The organism is Vibrio frigidus (assembly GCF_042465995.1).
Lineage (GTDB): Bacteria > Pseudomonadota > Gammaproteobacteria > Enterobacterales > Vibrionaceae > Vibrio.
The window spans coordinates 417,896-439,485 of record NZ_JBCDMC010000001.1 but is presented as its reverse complement, the minus strand read 5'-3'; the positions used below and the strand labels follow the sequence as shown (position 1 = coordinate 439,485).

Below are 21,590 nucleotides of genomic sequence, written 5' to 3'. Positions count from 1 at the left end.
ACGATACGTTGAGAACATGGATTCAACTCGATTCGATCAGTTCTTCAACGTATTGATTCCATAATTTCAACAGCTCACCAGACTCCGTCATTTCTTTCATTACCTGCTCAATTTTTATAATCGTTTCTGAATGCCGTTCATTGATATAATGAAAACCGCCCTGAACTTTTATCAACTCAGGTATAGGTTCGATATTGGCGTTAGGGTGTCTTTTAAATTCATAGCGAGCATTGATTTCACTCACAACGGCAACGTCCACTTTTCCTCTTTCAAGCTGCTTCATCAGTATATTCACGTTGTTAAAGAAGTAGATATAAGGGTTTCCCGCGGCGAACTCATTAGTATGTCTGACCCCTTTTACTACCGCTAATTTGCATTCTTCTAACCGATTGACGTCAACAACTTTATGTTCCTTGTGTACATACAGCCTTGTTTTTACATAGCCTAACGGATACGGAATTCGAACTAGGCCTATTTTATCTGTCCCATAAGAAAGAATGCGCATAATTTCACCATCTTTTTCACCCATTCCAGCTTCAAACGAGGCACGTTTTCCTGGCAATTGAGTGATTGTCATCTCTATACCTGCCCTTTCATACACTAGGGTAAGCAGTCTTTCCGCAACACTTTGAATGGGACTATAAGCAATTCGCGCGTATTCAAGCTTATCGTCGCTATACGCCGATCTCGGTAAAAGAAGAAACATCAACAATACCAAATACAGGGGATTCATCGTTACACCATGTAAAATTTCGTGTGCCTTACAACTAAGTATAAGCATCATCCGTTGTTTACGGCATTATTAATTCGCACTCAAAAACCTGTCTTTCGCTCATGCTTAGGGTCTGTTGACCTTTCGAGGTAACCTCGCAGAGAAAGATCACCTGAATCCAATAATCAAACCACTTTTTTTGGTGCTCCGTCAATCAAATAACGAGGCCCATCACCTTGTAAAGCCGCTTCATCATTAGGGTTGAACAATCTGCAGCTTTTTAGTGAGAGACAACCACAACCGATACAAGAATCGAGGTTATCTTTTAATCTTTGCATCTCCGCAATCCTTTGATCGAGCGTATTCGCCCAATTTTTAGACATTTTTTCCCAATCTTTTTTGGTTGGTTGTCTGCCCTCCGGCAAGGCGTTAAGCGCGTGTTTTATTTCTTCTAACGAAATACCCACTTTCTGTGCAGCACGGATAACTGAGATAGTCCTTAATGTGGCGGCATGGTAACGTCTTTGGTTCCCATGAGTACGGATAGAACGGATCAGGTCTTTGGATTCATAAAAGCGTAACGTTGATGTCGCTACTCCACATCGCTGAGCCGCTTCACCTATCGTAAAAAAACGCGGATTAACTTTCATTTCAATGTCCATACGTAGAAGTAATTAAAGCTAAGTTTAACTATAGGTTTATAATGCCACATTTCAATTTACAAAACGAAAAAAGCCCATCTTTTACGATGAGCTTTGGCACAAATGGTTGACGACCTATAATAGTGGAGAACCCAAGTACTGATGAATCATAGCACTGATGAACCCAAATACTGACGTGCCAAAAAGTCACCAATAAAACGACATTCAAATGCGATAAACCGTTATTCTACGGGGGTGAGACTAACAAACGCAGGTGATATAAAGTCGTGTTAGTGACATTGGTAATGGGTTGCCAGTTCCGATACATCAATTTGACCTAGTAACTGGCAAGTACAGCTTAAAACTTCACTTTGAATGTCTTCGCTTGGCACTGCGCAAGCGCCCCAACGGAACCGTCTGTCACCTCTTCTGCATCAACTTTTACTGTTTCGTCAAGCATGACCTCAGTCCACTCTTTGACATTGTTAGTAAAGCTAATGTCATCCGACAGCTGTTCTGTTTCAGATGGGTTATACATGCGTAAGACTAATGCATCGTCATCTTCCGCCTTCTTCAAGACACTGATAACAGCACCACCTTCCTCCTTGTTAAGCAGACTATACGTTAACGGAAGAATCTGATCCCCAACATTTAACTTCATAGCATTGTATGGAATTTTGTTATAACAGACTATCGGTGTCACATACTCGCGCGCTTTCGCCATGACGTTTGCACCGATATGGTCATCGGAAAAACCGAAGAGTGCAAATTCACATACCAACTTACCTCGTACTTGAGAATCTGGAGCGGGTATCTTGATACCAGATGGGCGCCCCGGGCGCAGAAGTAAATTTTCCTTACCTAATACGCCAACAGAACGGAACAAAGTAAGAGCAAATGTATCACGAGCCCCTGATTCACCGGCAATCACTTCAAACTCACGCAACCCGTTAGTAAATATTGCCATACCAGCGTTGTCATTTTGCACCGCAGCGAAGTTCATCAATTGATAAATAGGCACAGGCGCTTCTTTCCATTTCTCTTCTTCCCAGACTTGCATTGCAGGGTCATCAACGGGACGGGTGATACAACCAAATTGATTATCTGCCACAACTACTTCTGGAGTGAAAGGGGTCGGTACAAGGACACGAATACGGTGGTCATCGGCTTGGTTATCAAGTTCTATACGGATTTCTATGCGACGTGCATTGTCTTTGAGAACCACTTGGCACTTCACATCAACATAGCCATTTTGACCCGTGCGAGCTTCACGTTCTGTCAGATTTTCTGGCACGTTCATGCGAAACGCGATGTCTGCAACAGATTGGAAACCCTCACGTTTGATGCTTGTTTCTACATCAAACTCATTCGAATACAGAAGCCATTCTTTACGCGATGGCGAATAATCGTATTCATCACCGTCATCAGAACCGTCCTCTAAACGAAGGACTTGTTCGAATGTTTCGTTCGTCTCTTTATCAAAGACAGACAAAGTGCCATCACTATTTACGGTAATTTTATAGAAACTGTTTTCAAGCTTATCTGCTTTCTGTTCTGCGACTTTTACAGTACCGCTCTTATTGGCTTGAATATGCAGTGTTGTGTAGCCCATTGCGGGTACTTTAATGTTCAGTTGGATATCAAATTCCATAAACGGGTCATAGTTACCATAATGAACGATTTGACGATCGACTTTACCTGGGTCTATTTGACGTTTATCTTGAACAAAATACTCAACTTGGTTGCCATTTTCATCAAAGATAGAGAATTCTTGAGCACGTATAGTGATCATCGTATTGACCACGTCACTACGTTCATAAGGCATCAAGTTAAAAAATGCGAGCTTATCGCAATCACCCTGCGCTGGCATATGGTCGACAATCTTGCGCTTGTAAAAATGGATAAGGTTCGTTGCCATATCATCGGCAAGAATGTAACGGTTGAGGATCTCCGCGTGAACCTTATCTGAACAACAGCAGCCGATTGAATCGTGGGCATGATTTTTCATGCTCTCCTTCCACATTTTTTCAATAAGACCATGATGATATTCGAACCCTAAAGTCCAGGCGATAGAAGCCAAAGGCTCAAGAATATTAACTATTTTGTTCTCAATTTCAGCATGGATAAGTTTAATATCCATGCGAGTTGACGAAATAGAACGGTGAACACGCATGTATTTACCATCGTTAAACTCGCCTTTAATGGTATCTAGTTGATCACGCATTGCTTCGATCTTCTCAAAGACTTCTTCATAGCGGCTCATATGGAATTCGCGATCTGGATAGATTTCACGAAGCTTACCTATCACATCGAAGATGTCCTTTTGGATCGGCATCTGATCGTGACCGTTTGGAAGTAAGATATCTTTAGTAACAGAAGCCGCTTCTAAGACTGGAAAGTACTTATCTAAACGAGCACGCAAACCTGCTTCATCTGTTGGCAAATATTTACCAATAGCGTACCCAAGAGGTAGAACCTGCGCGGTCACTTCACTGCCATCGTTACTTTGCCACAAAAATTCCGTTTTATTGGTACCATGGCGTTCACTACAACCACGCCAAAACATTGTGCGATCAATACCAAAACCGTTATATATCATCGGCAGTTGTGAACTCATAGAGAACGAATCTGGCAGATAACCAATCTTCATCACATCACCAAGCTGAAGACAGTCACGAATACCATACATCATGTTACGAACAATAGACTCACCCGATACTTGCATTGTATCTGTCTGAGAATACCAAGGGCCGATAATCAATTTACCTGCTTGAACTAGGGCTTTAACGCGCTCAGTATTCTGTGGTTTTATTGCAAAATAATCTTCTAGCACTGCAGTTTGGCCGTCAAGTACGTAGTATTTGTATTCTGGATCACCTTCTAAACGAAGCATGATCTCTTCCATGTTATTCACGAGAAGAATGCGCGATTCTTCCGTTGTGAAATACCATTCACGATCCCAGTGCATGTGAGGAGTAATATGAACGCGTGATGTAGTCATTGTTTTTACCTGATGTGGTCGCTATTAGAGTACTCAAAAACGTAGGCTTTGAATCTTACTCGTCAGCAAAAATTAGAATGTTAAAAGGTCATATGGGCGCAATGTGTGCTGAGATTTAGAAAGTAGATAGCGTGTTATCTTGATCTCTAGCCTTCAGCATCATCTCTGGAAACTCAGGATTTAAACCAACTCACGACTCTTCCGAAGAAAGAAGGTGACGTTGTCTTCGCACTTATCTCTGATGGTGTTGGTGATGCTGGCTCAACGTTTGCTGCCGGTGCTTCTTCGTCTTCATTTTGGGCATCAAAGATAGCCAAAATCTCTTCCGCTGTAGAGGCGTTCAACACGGCTTCACGAACATCATCATCAACCAATGTCGATGTTAATGCGGTAAGCAAATGCATGTGGGTTGAGCCTGCTTCTGCATTTGGAATTGCGATAAGAAAGATAAGGTTTACATCTTCGTCTTCATCGTCTTCGTCGATACCAGGCCACTTTAACTCTTCGGTGAGGGTTGCAACTGCAAACGCGGCTTCTTTTACTGCATTTGTTTTACCATGCGGAACGGCCAAACCTTCACCCAAAGCGGTTGCACCATGTGCTTCACGTTCAAATACAGCTTCAAGATATTCTTCAAGATTATGTAACTTACCTTGTTGGTTAAGTTGTTCTGCAAGCGCTCTAATTGCTTCATCTTTACTAGTGAATGTCGTTTTTATATTGATTAGCGACGCATCGGTAATAGTGGTTAATTTCATGGCCCAGTCTCATCATCGTCAAAGAAATAAGTATCGATAACACGCTAAAGCATCAAAACTAGCGCAGTTTTAGCAAACAGTCGTTATCGGTTCTGCAATAATAATACACTGACAATACAAATTATCCGTGATCAACACCACATTTTGATACAAATTTGTATTCTTGTTGTATTGAATGTAGAAAACATGATTAGATTTGAGTTGTGTTATCGTCATTAATTTGTATCATGTAAACAATAAGAATATAGAATTACACTGCCAAAATTAAAGAGGTAGGCATGGCCAGACTTCCAATGTACCGTCAAATTTCTGATGCAATCCGCGAAAAAATAGGCAACGGTGAATATAAGGTTGGTGAAGCCCTGCCGACCGAAGCCAATTTACGTGAAGAGTTTTCAGTCAGCCGAGTCACGGTTAGACAAGCATTAAAATTACTCATCGAAAATGGAGAGTTAGAGAGCGTTCAAGGCAGCGGGACATACGTAAAAGCCAGTAAAGTAAATTATGATATTTATCAACAAACTAGCTTCAAAGAAAAATGGGCACATCTGAATGTCGCGACCCACAGCGACGTGATTGCATTTGAAATTACATTGCCCAACCTGAGTATGGCAGAGCATCTAAATATCACAGAGAATGAGCGCATATTTTATATCAAACGTGTACGATATTTGGACGATAATCCTATTACTGTCGAAGAGACATGGATGCCACTCAGTCTATTTCCCGATTTGACTTATGAAGTAATGCGAAACTCAAAATATGACTATATTGAGAATCAAAAAGGTATGATCATAGATCGGAGCGAACAGGAAATTGTTCCGGTGCTTCCGCCCGAAAAAGTCTCAGCATTACTTGGGATAGACCCTTCTCAACCGATAATAGAAAAACGTACCCGTGGCTATTTATTGGACGGAACGGTATTCGAATACAGCCGCAACTATTTTAAGTCGACCGACTATAAATTTACCTTGATAGCAAAACGCCATAAAGGGTAACCAAAAACAGAGCGCATATTTCGCACAATAAACCAGTTGAAACTGGTTTATTGTGCGAAATATTTTGGCGAGGAGTTAAAAACTCTAACTATGAAAGCGCATTTATTACACTATTACTTCTATATTCAACACGTTAAGTTGACGACAACAGCAACGATCTGATATCTATGTTATCTCTCAATAATTCAGATGGTTAACCGTGTATGAAAGCCTATAAAAATAGTATTATCAAATACATTACTTGCTCTTCTTTCATTACTCATTTCTGGGTGTTCTTATTCAACAATCCAGACATCAAAAACCATCATTTCAGACCCACACTGGCACACAGGAACATTAGAAAACGGACTAAAATACTATTCTTATTACTTAGAAGGTGAACCCGTTGAGATGCGCCTACTTGTAAAGGTTGGCAGCTATAACGAAGACTTGAACGAACTCGGTTATGCTCATTTTTTAGAGCATATGGCTTTTAATGGCAGCAAACATTTTAAAGACAACCAACTTATTAATAAATTTGAACAAGAAGGCATAACCTTTGGTGCAGATCTCAACGCCTATACTGATTACGAGGTCACCAGTTACCAAATGTCATTGCCAGACAACCACAAATTCGATGATGCCTTAACTTGGTTTCGTGATATTGGCGATGGATTAACGTTATCAGCAGACCAAATTGAACGAGAAAAAAATGTTGTATTAGGTGAGTTTAGAGTCACCAATACCAATGAAGTCTCACTATATAATCAAATATATGACGAGCTTACAGAAGAAGCAGAACTATTTAGCTATGACCCATTAGGTAGTGAAGACCACATAAAAACAATAAATAGAGAAAAGTTGACCAATTTCTATAACAAGTGGTACCTTCCAAACAATACAGAAATTATTATCGTTGGCGACATCTCACCACAAAAAGTAAAACAAAAGGTTAACGACTTATTCTCTGACTGGTCATCAAGCACAACACCGACCAAATCCAAAATACAATTGCAACACATTAAGGATACTATCCCAACCGCATTCGCAGTCCCTACTTCAGAATCAGCATCAATAACGCTACTACAACCTCTAGGAACTTCACAAGAACAAACACGACTCGACCAACAACGCATTCTTAATTACATTCTTGCCTATCAAGCAATACAGTATCGCTTGGAGACAAAAGCGTATGAGCAATCACTTAATACTGATTATGTTTTCGTCGGCGATTTCGATCTATTTCAAGTTAAGTACGGAGAAATAACAATCGGTTTTTCTGAAAAGGACAGAGAGCAATCCCAAGCGTTTCTCGCAACAGAACTGGCCAATTTGCGTGACCAAGGTATGAGCCAATCAGAATTCTCTATTGTATTACAAACGTTTAACAACGTATTTGATGAGATTGAGAACGACTATAATAATAGAACGTCTCTAGAGGTCATTAACGAAAAAGAAGCCTCTATTTTAACCGGAAACCCTTATCAATATATACAAGATACCAAACAGAGCTTTCAACAATTCTTAACTGAAGTCAACTTAGCCAAAACAAATGAGACCATTAAAACGGCACTTCGTACCGATCATCAAAAAATCATATTTGGTACTCCAACATTGATCGAGTCGCCAGACTTTGCACATTTTCCAACACATAAATATTTCGACACATTCAATACTATTTTCTCTCAAGCGAACAACAACAAACCAACCGAAATCACCAAGAAATCGCTTTCAATAACTCTTCCTGCTGGAAAGATATTGTCGTTCAAGACGATAAAAAAAGACCTTCATAAATGGAACTTAGAGAATGGTATCGAAGTCTGGCTAACGCAATCGGAACAAGCGGAAAATAACGTCTATATAAACTATATCAGCGAAGGCGGATTGCTCAGTGTCGATAAGCGATTCAATCCTGCTTACTACCTATTGTTAGAGACCTTACAACAAAGCGGTCTTGCCGAACTAAATATTACCGAGCTGAAAGCAAACCTAATTAGTCATGCAACCGACATCTATCCGTTCTTTACTATTAATAGTCATGGCTTTCAAATAGATACAACAAATCAAAACCTAAACAATGCTTTTTCTCTGTTACATTTAAGCGCGACTGAAGCTCAGATTGACCGATCCCAATTTGATTTAATACAAAACAAAATCGTAGATGAAAAGAGAAACCTACAACAATCACCTTTAGATGCCTATTATTTTGATTTACAAAGAGAGCAATACGGCATCAACAGTGCAAATACGGGTTCAACTCCGAATGATATCGCCGCTGTAACTGCGGATTCTTTAGAAGACCTTTATCACTTGTTGTTTCGCACTGAACACCCATTCCGACTTATTCTAGCCGCAGACATAACCCCAGAAGAGCTCACACCATACCTTGAAAAATATGTGGCTAATATAGATTATGCCGCGAAGCGGCACTGCGGTCAGAAAATAATGCTTTCTTCACATAAAACTGAATTTGATAGAGCAACATCGAATGAGAACTCCGTCCTTTACGGCGTCTATTTTTCAGAACAGTCATCGATAGCGGACACTAAGGAGAGTGTTATTAATGAGCTAATTTACAAAATCGTCGATTCAAGGTATTACAAACTAATTCGAGAAGATAAAGGGTTAGATTACTCTCCAACCGTAAACCTGAGCAAAATGGATGGTGTTAACACCAGTGAATTATGGTTCGAAATGACATTAGAACCAAAAGATGTCCATCCAGCTAGGGAGGCGATGGATGAATTATTAACCCATCTTCGTGTCGATGGCGTATCGGAAGAAGAGTTGAAAACAGCGAAAAAACAAGTCGCTACCGATATAGCAAAAAACAATGGCGTGACAGACAACTTAGAGAAACTAACGCGTTACCTAACCTTTGGTTATTCCTTGGATGCTTATATCAACCCTAAAATCATAATGGATAGAATCTCAGTCTCCGACTTAAACAAAAGGATAGAGACACTAATAGGAGCAAAATCACACCGCATAAACGGGTACTTACGTCCACAAAATCCTAAGTAAAGCCAAATTTCAGTCAAAAAAACCCCACTCATTGAGTGGGGAAAAGTTTCCATCGCATATTATTATAATAGGTTGCCAGTAATTACATTATTCGCCGATAATTACGGTTTTATACCAAGCTGAGTAACGTTGTACCCAATATAAATATCATTTCTAATGTTGTCTGATTCGTTTTGTAGATTGGTATTGCAATATGTCGATCGCCACCAACCCATCATCGGTTCTGTTAACCAAAATCACCATTAACGTAACCTTTCGTACGGTCATCTTGCGGGTTACTAAAGATATTTTTTGTATCATCGTGTTCAACGAGCTCTCCCATCAAGAAAAACGCGGTTCTGTCAGAGATACGACGCGCTTGCTGCATTGAGTGGGTAACAATCACAATGGTGTAATCTTTTTTCAACTCTTCCATCAACACTTCAATTTTGTGCGTTGCAATTGGGTCAAGCGCCGACGTCGGTTCATCCATTAAAATAACATCCGGTTCCATTGCAATAGTCCGAGCGATACATAGACGTTGTTGTTGACCACCAGAAAGCCCAAAAGCGTGGGATTTAAGACGATCTTTCACTTCATCCCACAATGCAGCGCCACGTAAAGAGCCTTCAACAACCGAATCAATGTGTTTTTTATCTTTAATACCCTGAGCACGGAGACCGTATGCTACGTTTTCATAAATACTCATTGGGAATGGATTTGGTTTTTGAAAAACCATGCCGACCTTGATACGAAGGTCTGCAACATCAATATTGCCATACACATCGGTACCATCCATTTCTAATAACCCCGTAATGGTTACCCCCTCAATCAAATCATTCATACGGTTCAAGCAACGTAACAATGTTGATTTTCCACAGCCTGAAGGCCCAATAAGTGCCGTTACTTGTCGAACGGGAATAGGTAGGTTGATGGCTTTTAGCGCCTGATTCTCACCGTAAAAAAGGTCAAGATTTTCGATGTTAAATTTGTTCATATTTTCGTCTCTGCCTTCGTCGAATTCTTCTCGATGCAATCATCTCTTGCAACGAGAAATTCTATTAATAAGTCGCTGTATTAAAGCGTTTCGCAATAAGCTTGGTAACCATATTAATCAGCAACACAAGTACAATGAGTACAGTTGCGGTGCCATAGGCTTGGTTCCATTCATCAACAGAAAATAGCTCCGTCGTTAACTTATAAAGGTGAACGGTTAACGTTCTACCTGAATCCAATAGAGATTCTGGTACGCGCGCGACCATGCCTGCGGTTAAAAACACCGGAGCCGATTCACCAATTACACGACCAATACTAAGAATGACCGACGTTAAAATTCCCGGCGTTGCACTTGGCAATATTAAACGCCAGATAGTATAGATTTTTGAAGAACCTAACGCATATGACCCTTCGCGGTACGTTTGAGGTACCGCCATTAATGCCTCTTCTGTGGTACGAATAATAACTGGCAGAATAAGAATACTTAGCGTCAATGCACCGGATAATATTGAGAAACCTAACCCAAGAACACCCACAAAGAAGGTCATACCGAACAGACCAAATATAATCGATGGTATACCTGCTAGGGATTCAGTACAAAAGCGGATTATTTTGACTAAGCGACTACCTACTTTGGCATATTCGGTTAAATAAATCGCCGTCATTATCCCTAAAGGTGCGGCCACTGAAATAGAGGCAATAACCATATAAATGGTTGAAATGATCATTGGGAAAATACCCTTGTCCTTACCTGTTGCGGTGTAATCTGTAGAGATAAACTCCCAGTCTACATATTGCAAGCCGTTAGAAAGGATGTACCAAATAATCCAGAACAAGAAACCGACCGTTAGCGCCGCTGCGCCCCAGATTAAAGTGATAAGAACTTTATCCTTGTTCTGGCGAGCTTGTTTAAGTTTTACTGTATCCATAATAATTACTTCGCTCTCTCACGGTTCAAGTAAAGCAGTGCCGCATTTAGCACCATAATAAATACCAGTAACACGACGCCTGTGGCGTAAAGTGCACTCGCGTGAACACCGCTAGCGTAAGACATTTCTATTGCGATATTCGCCGTTAATGTACGTGCTGCATCCAAAATACCTTCTGGCATGGCTGGTGCGTTCCCCATCACCATAATAATCGCCATGGTTTCACCAAGAGCACGACCGATACCCAAGATAACCGCAGTCATGATTCCTGAACGTGCAGCGGGAATAAGTAGCTTAAAAATAGTGAACACACGAGAGGCACCTAACGCTAAGGAACCTTCCTTGTATGAATGCGGCACAGCTCTAATTGATGTTTCGGAAACCGTAATTACCGTCGGAAGAATCATGATACCGAGCACAATAATGCCCGCCAAAATAGTGTTACCAGCGGGGACAGAAAAAACGTTTTGTATTAGCGGTACGATGATAACGAGACCGAAGAAACCGTAAACCACTGAAGGAATACCAGCGAGTAGCTCAACAGCTGGGCGGATTATATCCGCGAGTCTTTTTGGGGCTATCTCCGCGATAAAAATGGCGGTAAGAACCCCAACGGGCACACCAACAATGACGGCACCGAAAGTGGACACTATTGAGGCAACGATCATCGTCAATACGCCATATAGCGCAGGGGGAAGCCAGTTCGTTCCTAACACGATGCCTGTAACACCGGCTTCTTGGAACGCGGGAATGCTTTCTACGATGATGGTATAAGCGATCACTGCAAGGGAGAAAGTACCAATGATTGCACTGGTTAAGAATAAGCCATGGAAAATTCGTTCTTTCCAATCAACACCTTTTTTCGTACGTAAACCATTTGATTTAACGCTAGGCATGAGCTTTTCACTATTTGTCGCGATGGTCATATAGATTTCTCACATTTCGAATTATTCGATATGGAAAAGGAAAAGGCTCAGCCCTAAAAGTTAGCGGGCTGAGCAATCATTACAAATGGTCTAGATTATTGAACAGAGATGTAGCCTTTCGCATCAACAAGTTTCTGCGCGTCGGCGGCAACCATCCAATCAAGGAATTTTTGAGTTTCAGCAGAAGGTTTGCCTTCTCTGTAGAGGACTAAGAAAGGACGAGCGACTTTGTAGTCACCACTCTTAACATTAGCAACGGTCGCATCAACACCGTCAATTGCAAGCGCATGAACAGACGCATCAACCGTACCTAGAGAGATATACCCGATAGCATATGGGTTAGAAGCAACATTCGTTTTTAGAGCACCATTACCCGCTGCAACTTGTGCACGTTGAGAGATTGCCGATACTTTTTTACCTGCAATTTTTTGCTTTAAGCTCATGATATCTTCGAACGCACCACGAGTACCTGATGCGGTATCACGAGTGATAGCAACGATTGGCTTGTCTTCACCGCCAACATCTTTCCAGTTAGTGACGTCGCCTTTATAAATAGCCGTTACTTGGGCAGCCGTTAGCCCTTGGATTTTATTTTTAGGGTTTACGACTACCGCGATTCCGTCACGTGCAACCACAAGCTCTTTAAGTGAATCTTCTTTTTCCGATGCTTTTAGATTACGAGATGCCATCCCTAAATCAGCAGAGCCATTTTTTGCGGCTTTTACACCAGCAGAAGAACCAGGCCCTTGAACCTCAATGAAAACACCTTCGTGCGATTTCATGTATGTTTCACCAAAAACTTCCATCAGTGGCGTTACACTTGAAGAACCTACAGCTGAGATAGTTTCTTTCGCTGAAACTGGAGTTACTGATAGAGCGCCAAGAAGTGCAATTGCACCGATTACTGTCTTTTTCATCACAATTTCCTTTAGGGGCATAGTTGCCGTATTTGTTTTGTTTGAACGAGAGTAACTTTAGGACTTAAATGTGACAGTTGTGTTTCAGTATATTGAACACTCTGTGACAGTGCATTTTATTGGGATTATTGAATGGTCAAGTTGTTACTTATTGAATATTAAGAGAAAAAGGCATTAATAGCATGAAGAAATCAGTAACCAGCAACGAGTAAAGGGGTAATTTAGCAGGTAATATTACAGTGAATACGAGAGATTACGGCAAAGGTTAGAATGCTATTTAGCCAGTCATATACTGTATTTTCGACTGATCCACTGACCAAGAAACTTTAAATGAATTGAAAGTATCACAAATTAAAAAGCCCCTGTCTTGCTCTCCAAGACTGGGGCTCTACAATAATCCTACCTAAACAAGACCTAACTGCTTGCATGAATATCGTGTGTTGAACTGTGGTTTTCAATATAGGCTTCGTAACGTCCACGAAGCACGATAGTGATCAGTCCGTAAACAAGGCCAATTACACAGTAAACAAGCTCTGTGATAGTTGCTGACACATAGGTTGCACCATCAACATAAGACATAAATCCAAAGAAAGTGCCCGCACCAACAAATAGAGCCGGAACAAAATCAAATGGGGGTATGCGTTCTAAGCAAATACAGAAGATGACCACAATAAAAACAGCGACAGGAAATGCAAAGAACCCAAGGCTAGCCAAAACGCCGCCCAGTTCCATTATTGCAACCGATGCCACTATACCAGCGATGTAGCCGAAGAAGGCTTTCTTACCTCCCTCAATTGTGCACCCCGCCATAAAGTACATCGCCCATGCTATGAACGCTATCCAACCAAATCCAACATTATTTTCAACAGGCATAAATCCAGCGACCAATTGGTCCAAGATCTGAATGGTAAATGCTAAAAATGCGACGATTACAGGGATAAATAAAAACTGTGAAAATTTCATCTTTGCCTTCCTTAAGCTTGAGCGCTTTTTTCAGTTTCATAGAGGTCATACGCTTGTACTGGTGTTAGACCACAATGAACAACACCATTAATGGCTTTTATCATGCCCACTGGGCTATCGGACTGGAACACATTTCGTCCCATATCAACACCAGCAGCACCAGCTTGAATAGACCGGTATGTCAGTTCTAATGCTTCCATTTCGGTAACTTTCTTGCCTCCCGCGACAACAATTGGAACCGGACATGCTGCCACAACTTTTTCAAAATCATCACAGTAATATGTTTTCACTATGTGGGCTCCAAGTTCCGCTAAAACACGGGTTGCTAGCATGAAGTATCGAGTCGTTCTCGCCATCTCCTTTCCTACCGCAGTCACCCCTAATGTTGGAACACCAAAACGTGCCCCTGCATCAATCGTATTAACTAAGTTCTTTAAACTTTGGCATTCACCATTTGAGCCGACAAAAACTTGCACCGCGAGACAAGATGCATTAATTCTAATCGCATCATCAATTTCGACACCGATCACTTCATGGCTCATGTCATCTTTTAGTACTGTGCTCCCTGCACTTGCTCGTAAAATTACAGGCTTATTGTGGATAGGTTGAATACAACTTCTTAACGCACCTCGAGTTGCCATCAGAGCATCAGCGTAAGGAGCTAAAGGCTCTATAGTTAAGTCCATTCTTTCTAGCCCAGCGGTTGCGCCCATCATGTAGCCATGATCAAACGCTAACATCACTGTTTTGCCTGTATCAGGTCTAAAAATACGGCTTAGGCGGTCTTTCATTCCCCAATCAACATGATCCATGCCTTTTATATAAAAAGATTGGTTTGCCTGCGGAATATCTAAACCGAAATTTTTGGACAACTTCATACCATCTTTATCTGCCATTTTTTCTCTCCTAGCCTTTTTGTTCTTCTATATAATGAGTAAATGATTCGAAAAGAATCGCCATACTTGTTGCCCCTGGGTCAACAAAACCCACCGCTTTTTCGCCCATGTTTTTTGCGCGTCCACGCGTTGGAATCATAGCGATTGTCTCCTGACAACCTTGCTGTGCAGCCTTAGAAGCCATATCAAACATCTGAGCAATGCTTGCTCCTTCTTTAGCGTTTATTTCTAATGCTTCAATCGCTGGAATAAGCGCGTCCAACATTGTTTTGTCACCTTGACGAGCGCCACTGAAGTGAGCCAGACGATCAAGCCCTGCACGAAATGCAGCCGCAACCTCCGAGGGGGCGAGTTCGGGTTCGACCAAACCAGAGCCGATACCCATAAATAGATTACCGATTAGCATGCCAGCCGAACCACCGTCTTGACTCATAATCGTCCAACCAAGCTCATCCACTTGTTTATTCCAATCGCCTACATTTGTTTGCTGCATAGATGTTTCGATGCAATGGCAAACTCGCAACATGGTAGTTCCATGATCACCGTCACCCGTTTGTCCATCGAGTTCATTAAGGTGTGGGACTTGCTCCAATAGGCATTTCGCTGCGTGCGCAAACATGCCAAATAACAAACCCTGATTGAATGTGACCATTATTCTTCTCCTGATTTATGGCTAAACGAATCCCTACGCCAAAGTGCAAAAACACGGCATATAAACTTGAACATTCGTTTTATGGTTTGAAAAGCTTGCCAGTGAATCATTGGCAAGCCACTATTGACTTACTGTTGAGTCCAGTAAGGTGTGCTACATGGCATATCCCAGTAACTTAACGTCTCGCCATCAAACTTACTAACACACATCTGGAATCCGGCCATCTCTTGAACTGTGAGTACCTCTTCCACTTTCGAACGTGAGATAGTGGCTCCCTTGTCGTCAAGATAAAGATGACTCGCACGCGCAACGATAAACATTTCCATCAACGTAGTGGCACCAGTACCATTAATCATCAACATAAGGTCGTCACCTTTTTTCAAATCGATGGCTTTACAGATCTGGGTTAACATTATGCTCGCCGTGTCATCAGCGGTTTGGATCTTCATTCGGCCCCCACCGCCTTCGCCATGCTGCCCCATGCCAATTTCCATTTCGTCATCGGCGAGGTCACCAATAATCATGCCTGACTGTGGGTGAGTCGCATTACTCATCGCGACCGCTAACGTCGCCATATTTTGATTGAATTTTTGCGCCACACGGTAGACTTCTTCCAACTCCAACCCTGCCTCTGCGGCAGCACCTGCAATTTTGTACACTGGTACACAACCAGCCAACCCACGACGGTCTTTGATATCGATATCGATGCCCGCACTGATATCTTCATGGGTAAGCAACATCTTCACATTGATACCTTCACGTTTGGCCATTTCCATCGCCATATTAGCCGACATCACATCGCCTTCATGGTTAAGTACAATTAACAGAACACCTGCAGGACAGTCCGCCATTTTTAATGCTTCAAATACTTTAGGTGCACCAGGTGCCGCAAAGATATCCCCTACTACAGAGTAATCCAATATGCCTTCACCTACGTAGCCGCTTAGCGCCGGTTCATGCCCAGCGCCACCAAGCGTGACGACAGCCACTTTACTCGGGTCTTTTGGAGTACGGCGACAGACAATTTTGTCTGAAACCACTTTTACTTTTTGAGGAAAGGTTAGAGCCAAACCTTGAAGGAGCTCTACGGTAATATTTTCACTATTATTAATAAATTTTTTCATTGTAGGGTTCTCTTAATACGTTATTTGATTATTTGATACACACGTTACTCGTAATCTAATGACTTTATTTTATAAGAATTGCATCAGCTCTACGGGCGCTTCATCTTCCATTACAAATGCAATCTTTAATGAGTCATTTGCATTAAACGGTTCTAAAAGTACTTTTTTACCTTTCATTGCTTCTTCTAAGTCACTCACTTCATAAGCAATATGTGCGGTTGTTTTTAACTCTTCTGGCATCGGGCTGTCTTCAAGAAAACGCAACCATTCAATACGATTTTCACTTTCGTTGAAATCGGTACAGTACAAACCGATATCTGCATTTAACACTTCACCTTTGTGCTCAATATTTGAAGGTATTCCAATGTGATTAAACTTTTTCATTTCTCGCTCCTTGGGTAAATCACTTCTTTTAGATAACGAGGTTAATATAGACAGCTATTAGCATTAAAAAGGTGATATGTATCACTTAAGGGGGTTATAGTTAAATAGTTGATTTAATAGAATATTATGATTTATTGATATTGTTTTATAAGCAAGTGCAACAAAAGTGACGGATATTTGAATGTGAGCAAGTGCAACAGATATAGATCGTAATTTACAGGTTACACCTATTTTTTCTTGGGCAAGTGCAACAGATAGGCGAGGGATATAAACAGGAAATGATAGGCAAGTGCAACACGTGATCCGTGTCTCAATTTCTAAAATTATTCTATTAAAAAACAATCATCAATCAATTTGTCAATCTGCTCAATGGTAAGTTCAGAGTGATGATGAAGAATAAATTCCTGACACTGTTCTCGTTCCCAACCAATACCAACGAGCTCTTTTACTAGCTCTTCATATTGTTTTTCTACAATTTGAGTGTGAAATTTTTTTCGATGGATCGCCATACGTTGAGCGAGTTGAGGCTCGTAACCATAAGGGCCTGAGTTTCTGGAGAGCTCTCGACTTACCGTTGCGCGGTGAACCTCGAGAATAAGAGCGATTTCGGTTTGGGACTTCCCTTCTTTTCTGAGTGCCCATATCTGCAATCGTTTTTCTTTGTTCAACTGCTTATACACTGTAATTCCTCTTAAGATTAACCTCGCCTTAATACCAATAGAGTGCAATAAACAAAAGTTATATTCTGTGAGAAGTCGTTTATAACTGCATTAAAAAAGCCCTACTAACAATGATTAGTAGGGCTTGATATGTTTTGAGTAACCTTACTCTTCAGGCGTTGATGATTCTGGTTTCGCTGCTTTCTTTTTTGGTACAAATACATCATCACCAACTGCGACAGTTTTATAAAACGTCTTATCTCGCTTAACGGGCTTCTTAGCCACTTTCTTCGCATTTGGATGCTGTTTCTTCTTCGAACTATCGCCTTTTTTCACAGTAGGCTTCGGAGGCTTAATTCCTTTAAATTTGCCTTTCAACCCTTCTAATTCTGCAAATTCAATGTCTTGTTGAAGGAATGACTCTACACGTTTAAAGCTGTCCCAATCTTTCGGACCAACCAAAGAAATCGCATTGCCTTTATTACCAGCACGACCTGTACGGCCAACTCGGTGCACATATTCTTCCATATGCTTTGGCATGTCAAAGTTAACAACATGCGTAACATTGGCAATATCCAACCCACGAGAAGCAATATCTGTCGTCACAAGTATTTTATGAACAGCACGTTCAAACTGACTCATGATAGAATTACGTTGTGTTTGGTTCAGGTTACCACTTAGTGCTACCGCTTTGAGTTTCTTCTCGTTCAGTTTTTCTGTCAAACGCTCAGTATCTGCACGTGTTGCTGTGAACACAATGACTTGGCGATACTCCGCTTCGCTAATAACACGGTCTAAAATCGCTTCTTTATGGTCTAAATGATCACAGAGATAAAATGATTGTGTAATATCCTTGTGCTCTTCATTTGAAAGGCCGATTGAAATTCGTTTCGGATCATTTAGCATCTCTGAGGCAATTTCATTCACTTCAGCATGGTCCATCGTCGCCGAAAACATAAGCGTTTGACGACGGCGATGTTTTGCTAATTTATTGATTTTAAGTAATTCAGGTGCAAACCCTAAATCGAGCATCCGGTCAGCTTCATCCAAAATCAGTGTATCAAGCGTGTCGATAAACAGTGACCGATGTTCAATATGATCCGCCAAACGGCCAGGTGTCGCGACAATGAATTTTGGGTGTTTTCTTAGCGCCTTAACCTGATCGTTAAAGTTTTCCCCACCGACAATAAGAGTCGCGGTATAAGAAAGGCCACCTAACATACCACGCAGCTCACCATACACTTGCTTAGCGAGTTCACGAGTAGGAGCAAGAATAACGGCTCTAGGATCTCTCGCTGAGAATGATTTGGTTTTTAGAGACTTATGCAGCATTGGCAACACAAACGCCAATGTTTTTCCTGACCCAGTTTTTGACGATGCCATTAAATCTTTGCCAGCAATCGCAACAGGAATTGCTTGCTGTTGGATGTCTGTCGCTTGTTTGAATGCGAAATGGTTAAGGTTTTTCAGTAAACGATTATCTAGGCCGAGGTCTTTAAACTGCAAAAGTTTGTTCTCCGATTTTAAGGTAAAAAATAGCGCGCCATAATAACGCAGATCCCTATCTAATAGATAGCGATCACAAAAATTATTATCGTTTATTTTTTAGTCAGTTGGTCAATTTATCCGAAGAGTCGTCTTTACAGAGTCAATTGGTGTATCTCAGATTGCCTTGAATAATATCGTCACAATATCAACTATCGGTTGTTGCTTCCCTATGAGTGAACTTCATTTGATACATTCTTTGATCGGCGTGACGAATGAGTTCGTCAATATGAATGCTGTCATTTGGGTAGTTCGCAAAGCCAATGCTGGTAGAAAGCTCGTAATGGGTATCTTCATGTTTAAACGGGTGATGAAATATCGACTCGAGTACTTTACAAAAATCATCACCTGAGCTCAAAAATTCTTCTGGTACCACAACAGCAAACTCGTCACCACCAATCCTAAATGGATAAGATTTCATACTTCGATTCAGGTTAAGACGGTTAGCGACTTCAATTAAAGCGTTATCGCCTACCTGATGCCCATACTTATCATTTATTTGCTTGAAGCCATTTAAATCTAAAAGAAAAAGGTTAAATGACTTATTTTCATTGTTTAATTCATCGACCACGTTAAACAGCGCCAATCGATTTGGCAATGAAGTTAATGTGTCCGTCAATGCAAGGCATCGACTATATTTCAGTTCCCTCGAATAAATCAGTCCGATGATGGATATGCAGACCACCAGTAACAGAAGTAACGCTGTTTGCATCTGCTCTAAATTGTTTACTTGATTTCGTCTTTCTAAGTACAGAGGACTTGCAACACGAAAATTTCGATTAATATAGTCGACTAATTGTTTATGAATCTTTGTAGTCTCATTTACAAATTCAATAGGGTTTTCCGATTTCGTTTCATCAATAGCCTCCAGTAGAGGTTCAATCTTTTTGTACTCATCAAATAGGTCAGTAAAGAAAGGTCTCGTGCCAGTCAATGCCATAAAGTCATCCGATTCCTTACTCGTCAGCAAAAGATCAAAGCGGCTCCATGCAAGGTCGTATTTAAGTATGACACTTGGCAGGTGATTATCACCGTCACCTAAATGGCTCGCATTCGATGCAAGCTCTAACAGCTCTTTATTCAACTGAAAAAGAAACCACGTTGCTTGATTTTGTTGACTAGAAAAGGAAGCCACCAGTTTCTTGGTTTCACTCAATATATAAATATTGGCTATCAATATAATAATCGCAAATATTGACAGCAATAGCTTCGCTGTGCCTGAGTAGAGATGAGCTTTTTTAGTAGATCGCTCTATTTTCATAGGCTATCAATTTGAATTTTTTCTAACTGCCAGATCATCTGAGAGTGATATAGGCTGTCATCAATTATCGGAAAATCAGAAAGCGAATATATTATCCAATAGGGCCCTTTTTCTCGCACTGTCATTGCCTTCCCATCTTTTAGGTAAGCGATAATAGGATCAAATTTTTCTATATCACTCTTAACAATATCGACAGAATAGTCATTTAACGCGCGGAAGGTAACAACATCTGGGATGGCTCCAAACTGCTTGGTCAGAAAATACTCTAATGAGACGCCCGTAAATTCCGCTTCAACAGTAAACCAAGGCAAATGGGTTTTATAGCTTATTGAGGGCATGGTTTTAAGTTCGTCAAACGTAACTATTTTTACTGGCTTATTTGAAACTTCTAAAATTAAATCACGTGCTAAGCCAACTGGGCTTAGCAATACCGCCATTAATCCAAAGATAAGAACTCGCATGTAATCTCCTACATATCAAATCTTTATTATGTCGAGATAAATTATAGGCCCTGTCACGTTTGGTTACAAATTAGCAACACCTTATTAACCTATCAAGACAACATGGTTAGTACATTGTTCCATCTATGCCGTGTTGTGATTCTGCTGCTCTAGCATCTCTAACAACTTCGCATGAGTTTTGTTACTTTCTTCTAAAGATTTGGCCGTTATCTGAATAGAATTTGCCATACTTGCAACATTACCGGTCGCCGCCATTATGGTGCTCTGCATAGGTCGAATGACAAACCAATACAAACAGGCAATGACAATCGCTAACCCGACCACTATCAAAATTAGCACGATGAGTATATTCATTTTTAGATCGCTCAAAAACACTCGAGTATTGGCAACAACGGATTCTCCTGCTTTGGCAATGGCATCTGGCAATGCCTCCATTACTTCTGTTGACGACATAGCCAATTGGCTAATATTTCCTGACGTTGACGTAATTATCGCGGCTTGCTCTGGTGTTAGTTCTTGGTTATCTGATATCCGATCTAACGCTTCTATTACGTGTTTCATGGACTGATTGGTAATTAATATTGCTTCTTCAATTCCTTTCGTATCCACCACCACATCTAACTCAATGAGAGGCCCACGCATTTCTGGTTCGGTAGCCAATTCATTTTCAGCAAAAGAAAAACCACCAAACATCAAACAAAAGACCACTAACATTCGAAGCATCACGCAACATCCCTACTAAATAAGTATTTATTATCATCAATGAAGACTTTAGCGTATCTGCA

19 protein-coding genes and 1 pseudogene are annotated in these 21,590 nt (G+C 41.0%); 2 read left to right on the top strand and 18 right to left on the bottom strand.

Translation table 11 applies throughout. The annotated features are described in order from the left end of the window. Nucleotides 1–22 precede the first annotated feature (22 nt). From AACW90_RS01935 to AACW90_RS01920, 4 genes and pseudogenes are all read right to left on the bottom strand, one after another. Nucleotides 23–733 carry a substrate-binding periplasmic protein gene (locus AACW90_RS01935; protein ID WP_390229994.1) on the bottom strand — a complete coding sequence of 237 codons (711 nt, stop codon included), beginning with the start codon at nucleotides 731–733 and terminating at the stop codon, nucleotides 23–25. Nucleotides 734–897: 164 nt separating this feature from the next. After that, entirely contained in the window at nucleotides 898–1,362 is a 465-nt protein-coding gene (soxR, locus tag AACW90_RS01930) for a redox-sensitive transcriptional activator SoxR (RefSeq protein ID WP_390229991.1), read from the bottom strand. Between the two features lie 349 nt (nucleotides 1,363–1,711). Next, on the bottom strand, nucleotides 1,712–4,354 hold the full coding sequence (mngB, locus tag AACW90_RS01925; protein ID WP_390229988.1) for a mannosylglycerate hydrolase: 2,643 nt from the start codon (nucleotides 4,352–4,354) through the stop codon (nucleotides 1,712–1,714). A 245-nt stretch (nucleotides 4,355–4,599) separates the two neighbouring features. Next, a pseudogene (locus AACW90_RS01920) lies at nucleotides 4,600–5,112 on the bottom strand (fructose PTS transporter subunit IIA); the annotation flags it as partial. Between the two features lie 278 nt (nucleotides 5,113–5,390). Here AACW90_RS01920 and AACW90_RS01915 point away from each other — a divergent pair. Both AACW90_RS01915 and AACW90_RS01910 read left to right on the top strand, forming a co-directional pair. After that, nucleotides 5,391–6,110, top strand: a complete 720-nt coding sequence (locus tag AACW90_RS01915) for a GntR family transcriptional regulator (RefSeq protein WP_275137965.1) — start codon at nucleotides 5,391–5,393, stop codon at nucleotides 6,108–6,110. Nucleotides 6,111–6,500: 390 nt separating this feature from the next. Next, nucleotides 6,501–9,113 (top strand): M16 family metallopeptidase, encoded by a 2,613-nt coding sequence (locus AACW90_RS01910; protein ID WP_390229984.1) that lies wholly within the window; start codon nucleotides 6,501–6,503, stop codon nucleotides 9,111–9,113. 226 nt (nucleotides 9,114–9,339) lie between these two features. Here AACW90_RS01910 and pstB read toward each other — a convergent pair whose 3' ends face one another. The 14 genes from pstB to AACW90_RS01840 all read right to left on the bottom strand — a co-directional run bounded on the left by pstB (nucleotide 9,340) and on the right by AACW90_RS01840 (nucleotide 21,528). Then, nucleotides 9,340–10,089, bottom strand: a complete 750-nt coding sequence (pstB, locus tag AACW90_RS01905; protein ID WP_275137967.1) for a phosphate ABC transporter ATP-binding protein PstB — start codon at nucleotides 10,087–10,089, stop codon at nucleotides 9,340–9,342. A 64-nt stretch (nucleotides 10,090–10,153) separates the two neighbouring features. Continuing rightward, nucleotides 10,154–11,017, bottom strand: coding sequence for a phosphate ABC transporter permease PstA (gene pstA / locus AACW90_RS01900; RefSeq protein WP_390229981.1), 864 nt, complete (start codon nucleotides 11,015–11,017; stop codon nucleotides 10,154–10,156). Between the two features lie 5 nt (nucleotides 11,018–11,022). Then, nucleotides 11,023–11,943: a phosphate ABC transporter permease subunit PstC gene (pstC, locus tag AACW90_RS01895; RefSeq protein ID WP_390229978.1), complete on the bottom strand. Its 921-nt coding sequence runs from the start codon at nucleotides 11,941–11,943 to the stop codon at nucleotides 11,023–11,025. 95 nt (nucleotides 11,944–12,038) lie between these two features. Beyond that, nucleotides 12,039–12,860 carry a phosphate ABC transporter substrate-binding protein gene (locus AACW90_RS01890; protein ID WP_390229976.1) on the bottom strand — a complete coding sequence of 274 codons (822 nt, stop codon included), beginning with the start codon at nucleotides 12,858–12,860 and terminating at the stop codon, nucleotides 12,039–12,041. Nucleotides 12,861–13,274: 414 nt separating this feature from the next. Continuing rightward, on the bottom strand, nucleotides 13,275–13,823 hold the full coding sequence (locus AACW90_RS01885) for a DUF1097 domain-containing protein (RefSeq protein WP_390229973.1): 549 nt from the start codon (nucleotides 13,821–13,823) through the stop codon (nucleotides 13,275–13,277). A gap of 11 nt (nucleotides 13,824–13,834) precedes the next feature. Next, a complete protein-coding gene (lsrF, locus tag AACW90_RS01880) occupies nucleotides 13,835–14,719 on the bottom strand; it encodes a 3-hydroxy-5-phosphonooxypentane-2,4-dione thiolase (protein WP_195705969.1) in 885 nt (294 codons plus the stop codon). Nucleotides 14,720–14,729: 10 nt separating this feature from the next. Further along, complete coding sequence (locus AACW90_RS01875) at nucleotides 14,730–15,371, bottom strand: DAK2 domain-containing protein (protein WP_390229969.1); 642 nt, start codon at nucleotides 15,369–15,371, stop codon at nucleotides 14,730–14,732. Nucleotides 15,372–15,499: 128 nt separating this feature from the next. Further along, the gene (locus tag AACW90_RS01870; RefSeq protein ID WP_390229966.1) at nucleotides 15,500–16,495 is read right to left on the bottom strand and encodes a dihydroxyacetone kinase subunit DhaK; all 996 of its coding nucleotides are present in this window, start codon (nucleotides 16,493–16,495) and stop codon (nucleotides 15,500–15,502) included. A 69-nt stretch (nucleotides 16,496–16,564) separates the two neighbouring features. After that, the gene (locus AACW90_RS01865; RefSeq protein WP_390229963.1) at nucleotides 16,565–16,879 is read right to left on the bottom strand and encodes a hypothetical protein; all 315 of its coding nucleotides are present in this window, start codon (nucleotides 16,877–16,879) and stop codon (nucleotides 16,565–16,567) included. A 323-nt stretch (nucleotides 16,880–17,202) separates the two neighbouring features. Further along, complete coding sequence (locus AACW90_RS01860) at nucleotides 17,203–17,559, bottom strand: helix-turn-helix domain-containing protein (protein ID WP_390229960.1); 357 nt, start codon at nucleotides 17,557–17,559, stop codon at nucleotides 17,203–17,205. 144 nt (nucleotides 17,560–17,703) lie between these two features. After that, nucleotides 17,704–19,044, bottom strand: coding sequence for a DEAD/DEAH box helicase (locus tag AACW90_RS01855; protein ID WP_390229957.1), 1,341 nt, complete (start codon nucleotides 19,042–19,044; stop codon nucleotides 17,704–17,706). Between the two features lie 187 nt (nucleotides 19,045–19,231). Then, complete coding sequence (locus tag AACW90_RS01850) at nucleotides 19,232–20,344, bottom strand: GGDEF domain-containing protein (RefSeq protein ID WP_390229954.1); 1,113 nt, start codon at nucleotides 20,342–20,344, stop codon at nucleotides 19,232–19,234. Further along, nucleotides 20,341–20,805 carry a putative pterin-binding protein gene (locus AACW90_RS01845; RefSeq protein ID WP_390229951.1) on the bottom strand — a complete coding sequence of 155 codons (465 nt, stop codon included), beginning with the start codon at nucleotides 20,803–20,805 and terminating at the stop codon, nucleotides 20,341–20,343. The genes AACW90_RS01850 and AACW90_RS01845 overlap by 4 nt, the downstream gene beginning before the upstream one ends. 123 nt (nucleotides 20,806–20,928) lie before the next feature. After that, nucleotides 20,929–21,528, bottom strand: a complete 600-nt coding sequence (locus AACW90_RS01840) for a hypothetical protein (RefSeq protein ID WP_390229948.1) — start codon at nucleotides 21,526–21,528, stop codon at nucleotides 20,929–20,931. Between the last annotated feature and the right edge of the window lie 62 nt (nucleotides 21,529–21,590).

Excerpts from the sequence above, each read along its gene's own strand:
- AACW90_RS01870 (WP_390229966.1), bottom strand. The coding sequence starts at position 16,495 with ATGAAAAAATTTATTAATAATAGTGAAAATATTACCGTAGAGCTCCTT.
- AACW90_RS01840 (WP_390229948.1), bottom strand. The coding sequence starts at position 21,528 with ATGCTTCGAATGTTAGTGGTCTTTTGTTTGATGTTTGGTGGTTTTTCT.
- mngB (WP_390229988.1), bottom strand. The coding sequence starts at position 4,354 with ATGACTACATCACGCGTTCATATTACTCCTCACATGCACTGGGATCGT.
- pstB (WP_275137967.1), bottom strand. The coding sequence starts at position 10,089 with ATGAACAAATTTAACATCGAAAATCTTGACCTTTTTTACGGTGAGAAT.
- AACW90_RS01875 (WP_390229969.1), bottom strand. The coding sequence starts at position 15,371 with ATGGTCACATTCAATCAGGGTTTGTTATTTGGCATGTTTGCGCACGCA.
- AACW90_RS01910 (WP_390229984.1), top strand. The coding sequence starts at position 6,501 with ATGCGCCTACTTGTAAAGGTTGGCAGCTATAACGAAGACTTGAACGAA.
- pstA (WP_390229981.1), bottom strand. The coding sequence starts at position 11,017 with ATGGATACAGTAAAACTTAAACAAGCTCGCCAGAACAAGGATAAAGTT.
- lsrF (WP_195705969.1), bottom strand. The coding sequence starts at position 14,719 with ATGGCAGATAAAGATGGTATGAAGTTGTCCAAAAATTTCGGTTTAGAT.
- soxR (WP_390229991.1), bottom strand. The coding sequence starts at position 1,362 with ATGAAAGTTAATCCGCGTTTTTTTACGATAGGTGAAGCGGCTCAGCGA.
- AACW90_RS01890 (WP_390229976.1), bottom strand. The coding sequence starts at position 12,860 with ATGAAAAAGACAGTAATCGGTGCAATTGCACTTCTTGGCGCTCTATCA.
- AACW90_RS01935 (WP_390229994.1), bottom strand. The coding sequence starts at position 733 with ATGAATCCCCTGTATTTGGTATTGTTGATGTTTCTTCTTTTACCGAGA.
- AACW90_RS01865 (WP_390229963.1), bottom strand. The coding sequence starts at position 16,879 with ATGAAAAAGTTTAATCACATTGGAATACCTTCAAATATTGAGCACAAA.
- AACW90_RS01850 (WP_390229954.1), bottom strand. The coding sequence starts at position 20,344 with ATGAAAATAGAGCGATCTACTAAAAAAGCTCATCTCTACTCAGGCACA.
- AACW90_RS01845 (WP_390229951.1), bottom strand. The coding sequence starts at position 20,805 with ATGCGAGTTCTTATCTTTGGATTAATGGCGGTATTGCTAAGCCCAGTT.
- AACW90_RS01915 (WP_275137965.1), top strand. The coding sequence starts at position 5,391 with ATGGCCAGACTTCCAATGTACCGTCAAATTTCTGATGCAATCCGCGAA.
- AACW90_RS01885 (WP_390229973.1), bottom strand. The coding sequence starts at position 13,823 with ATGAAATTTTCACAGTTTTTATTTATCCCTGTAATCGTCGCATTTTTA.
- pstC (WP_390229978.1), bottom strand. The coding sequence starts at position 11,943 with ATGACCATCGCGACAAATAGTGAAAAGCTCATGCCTAGCGTTAAATCA.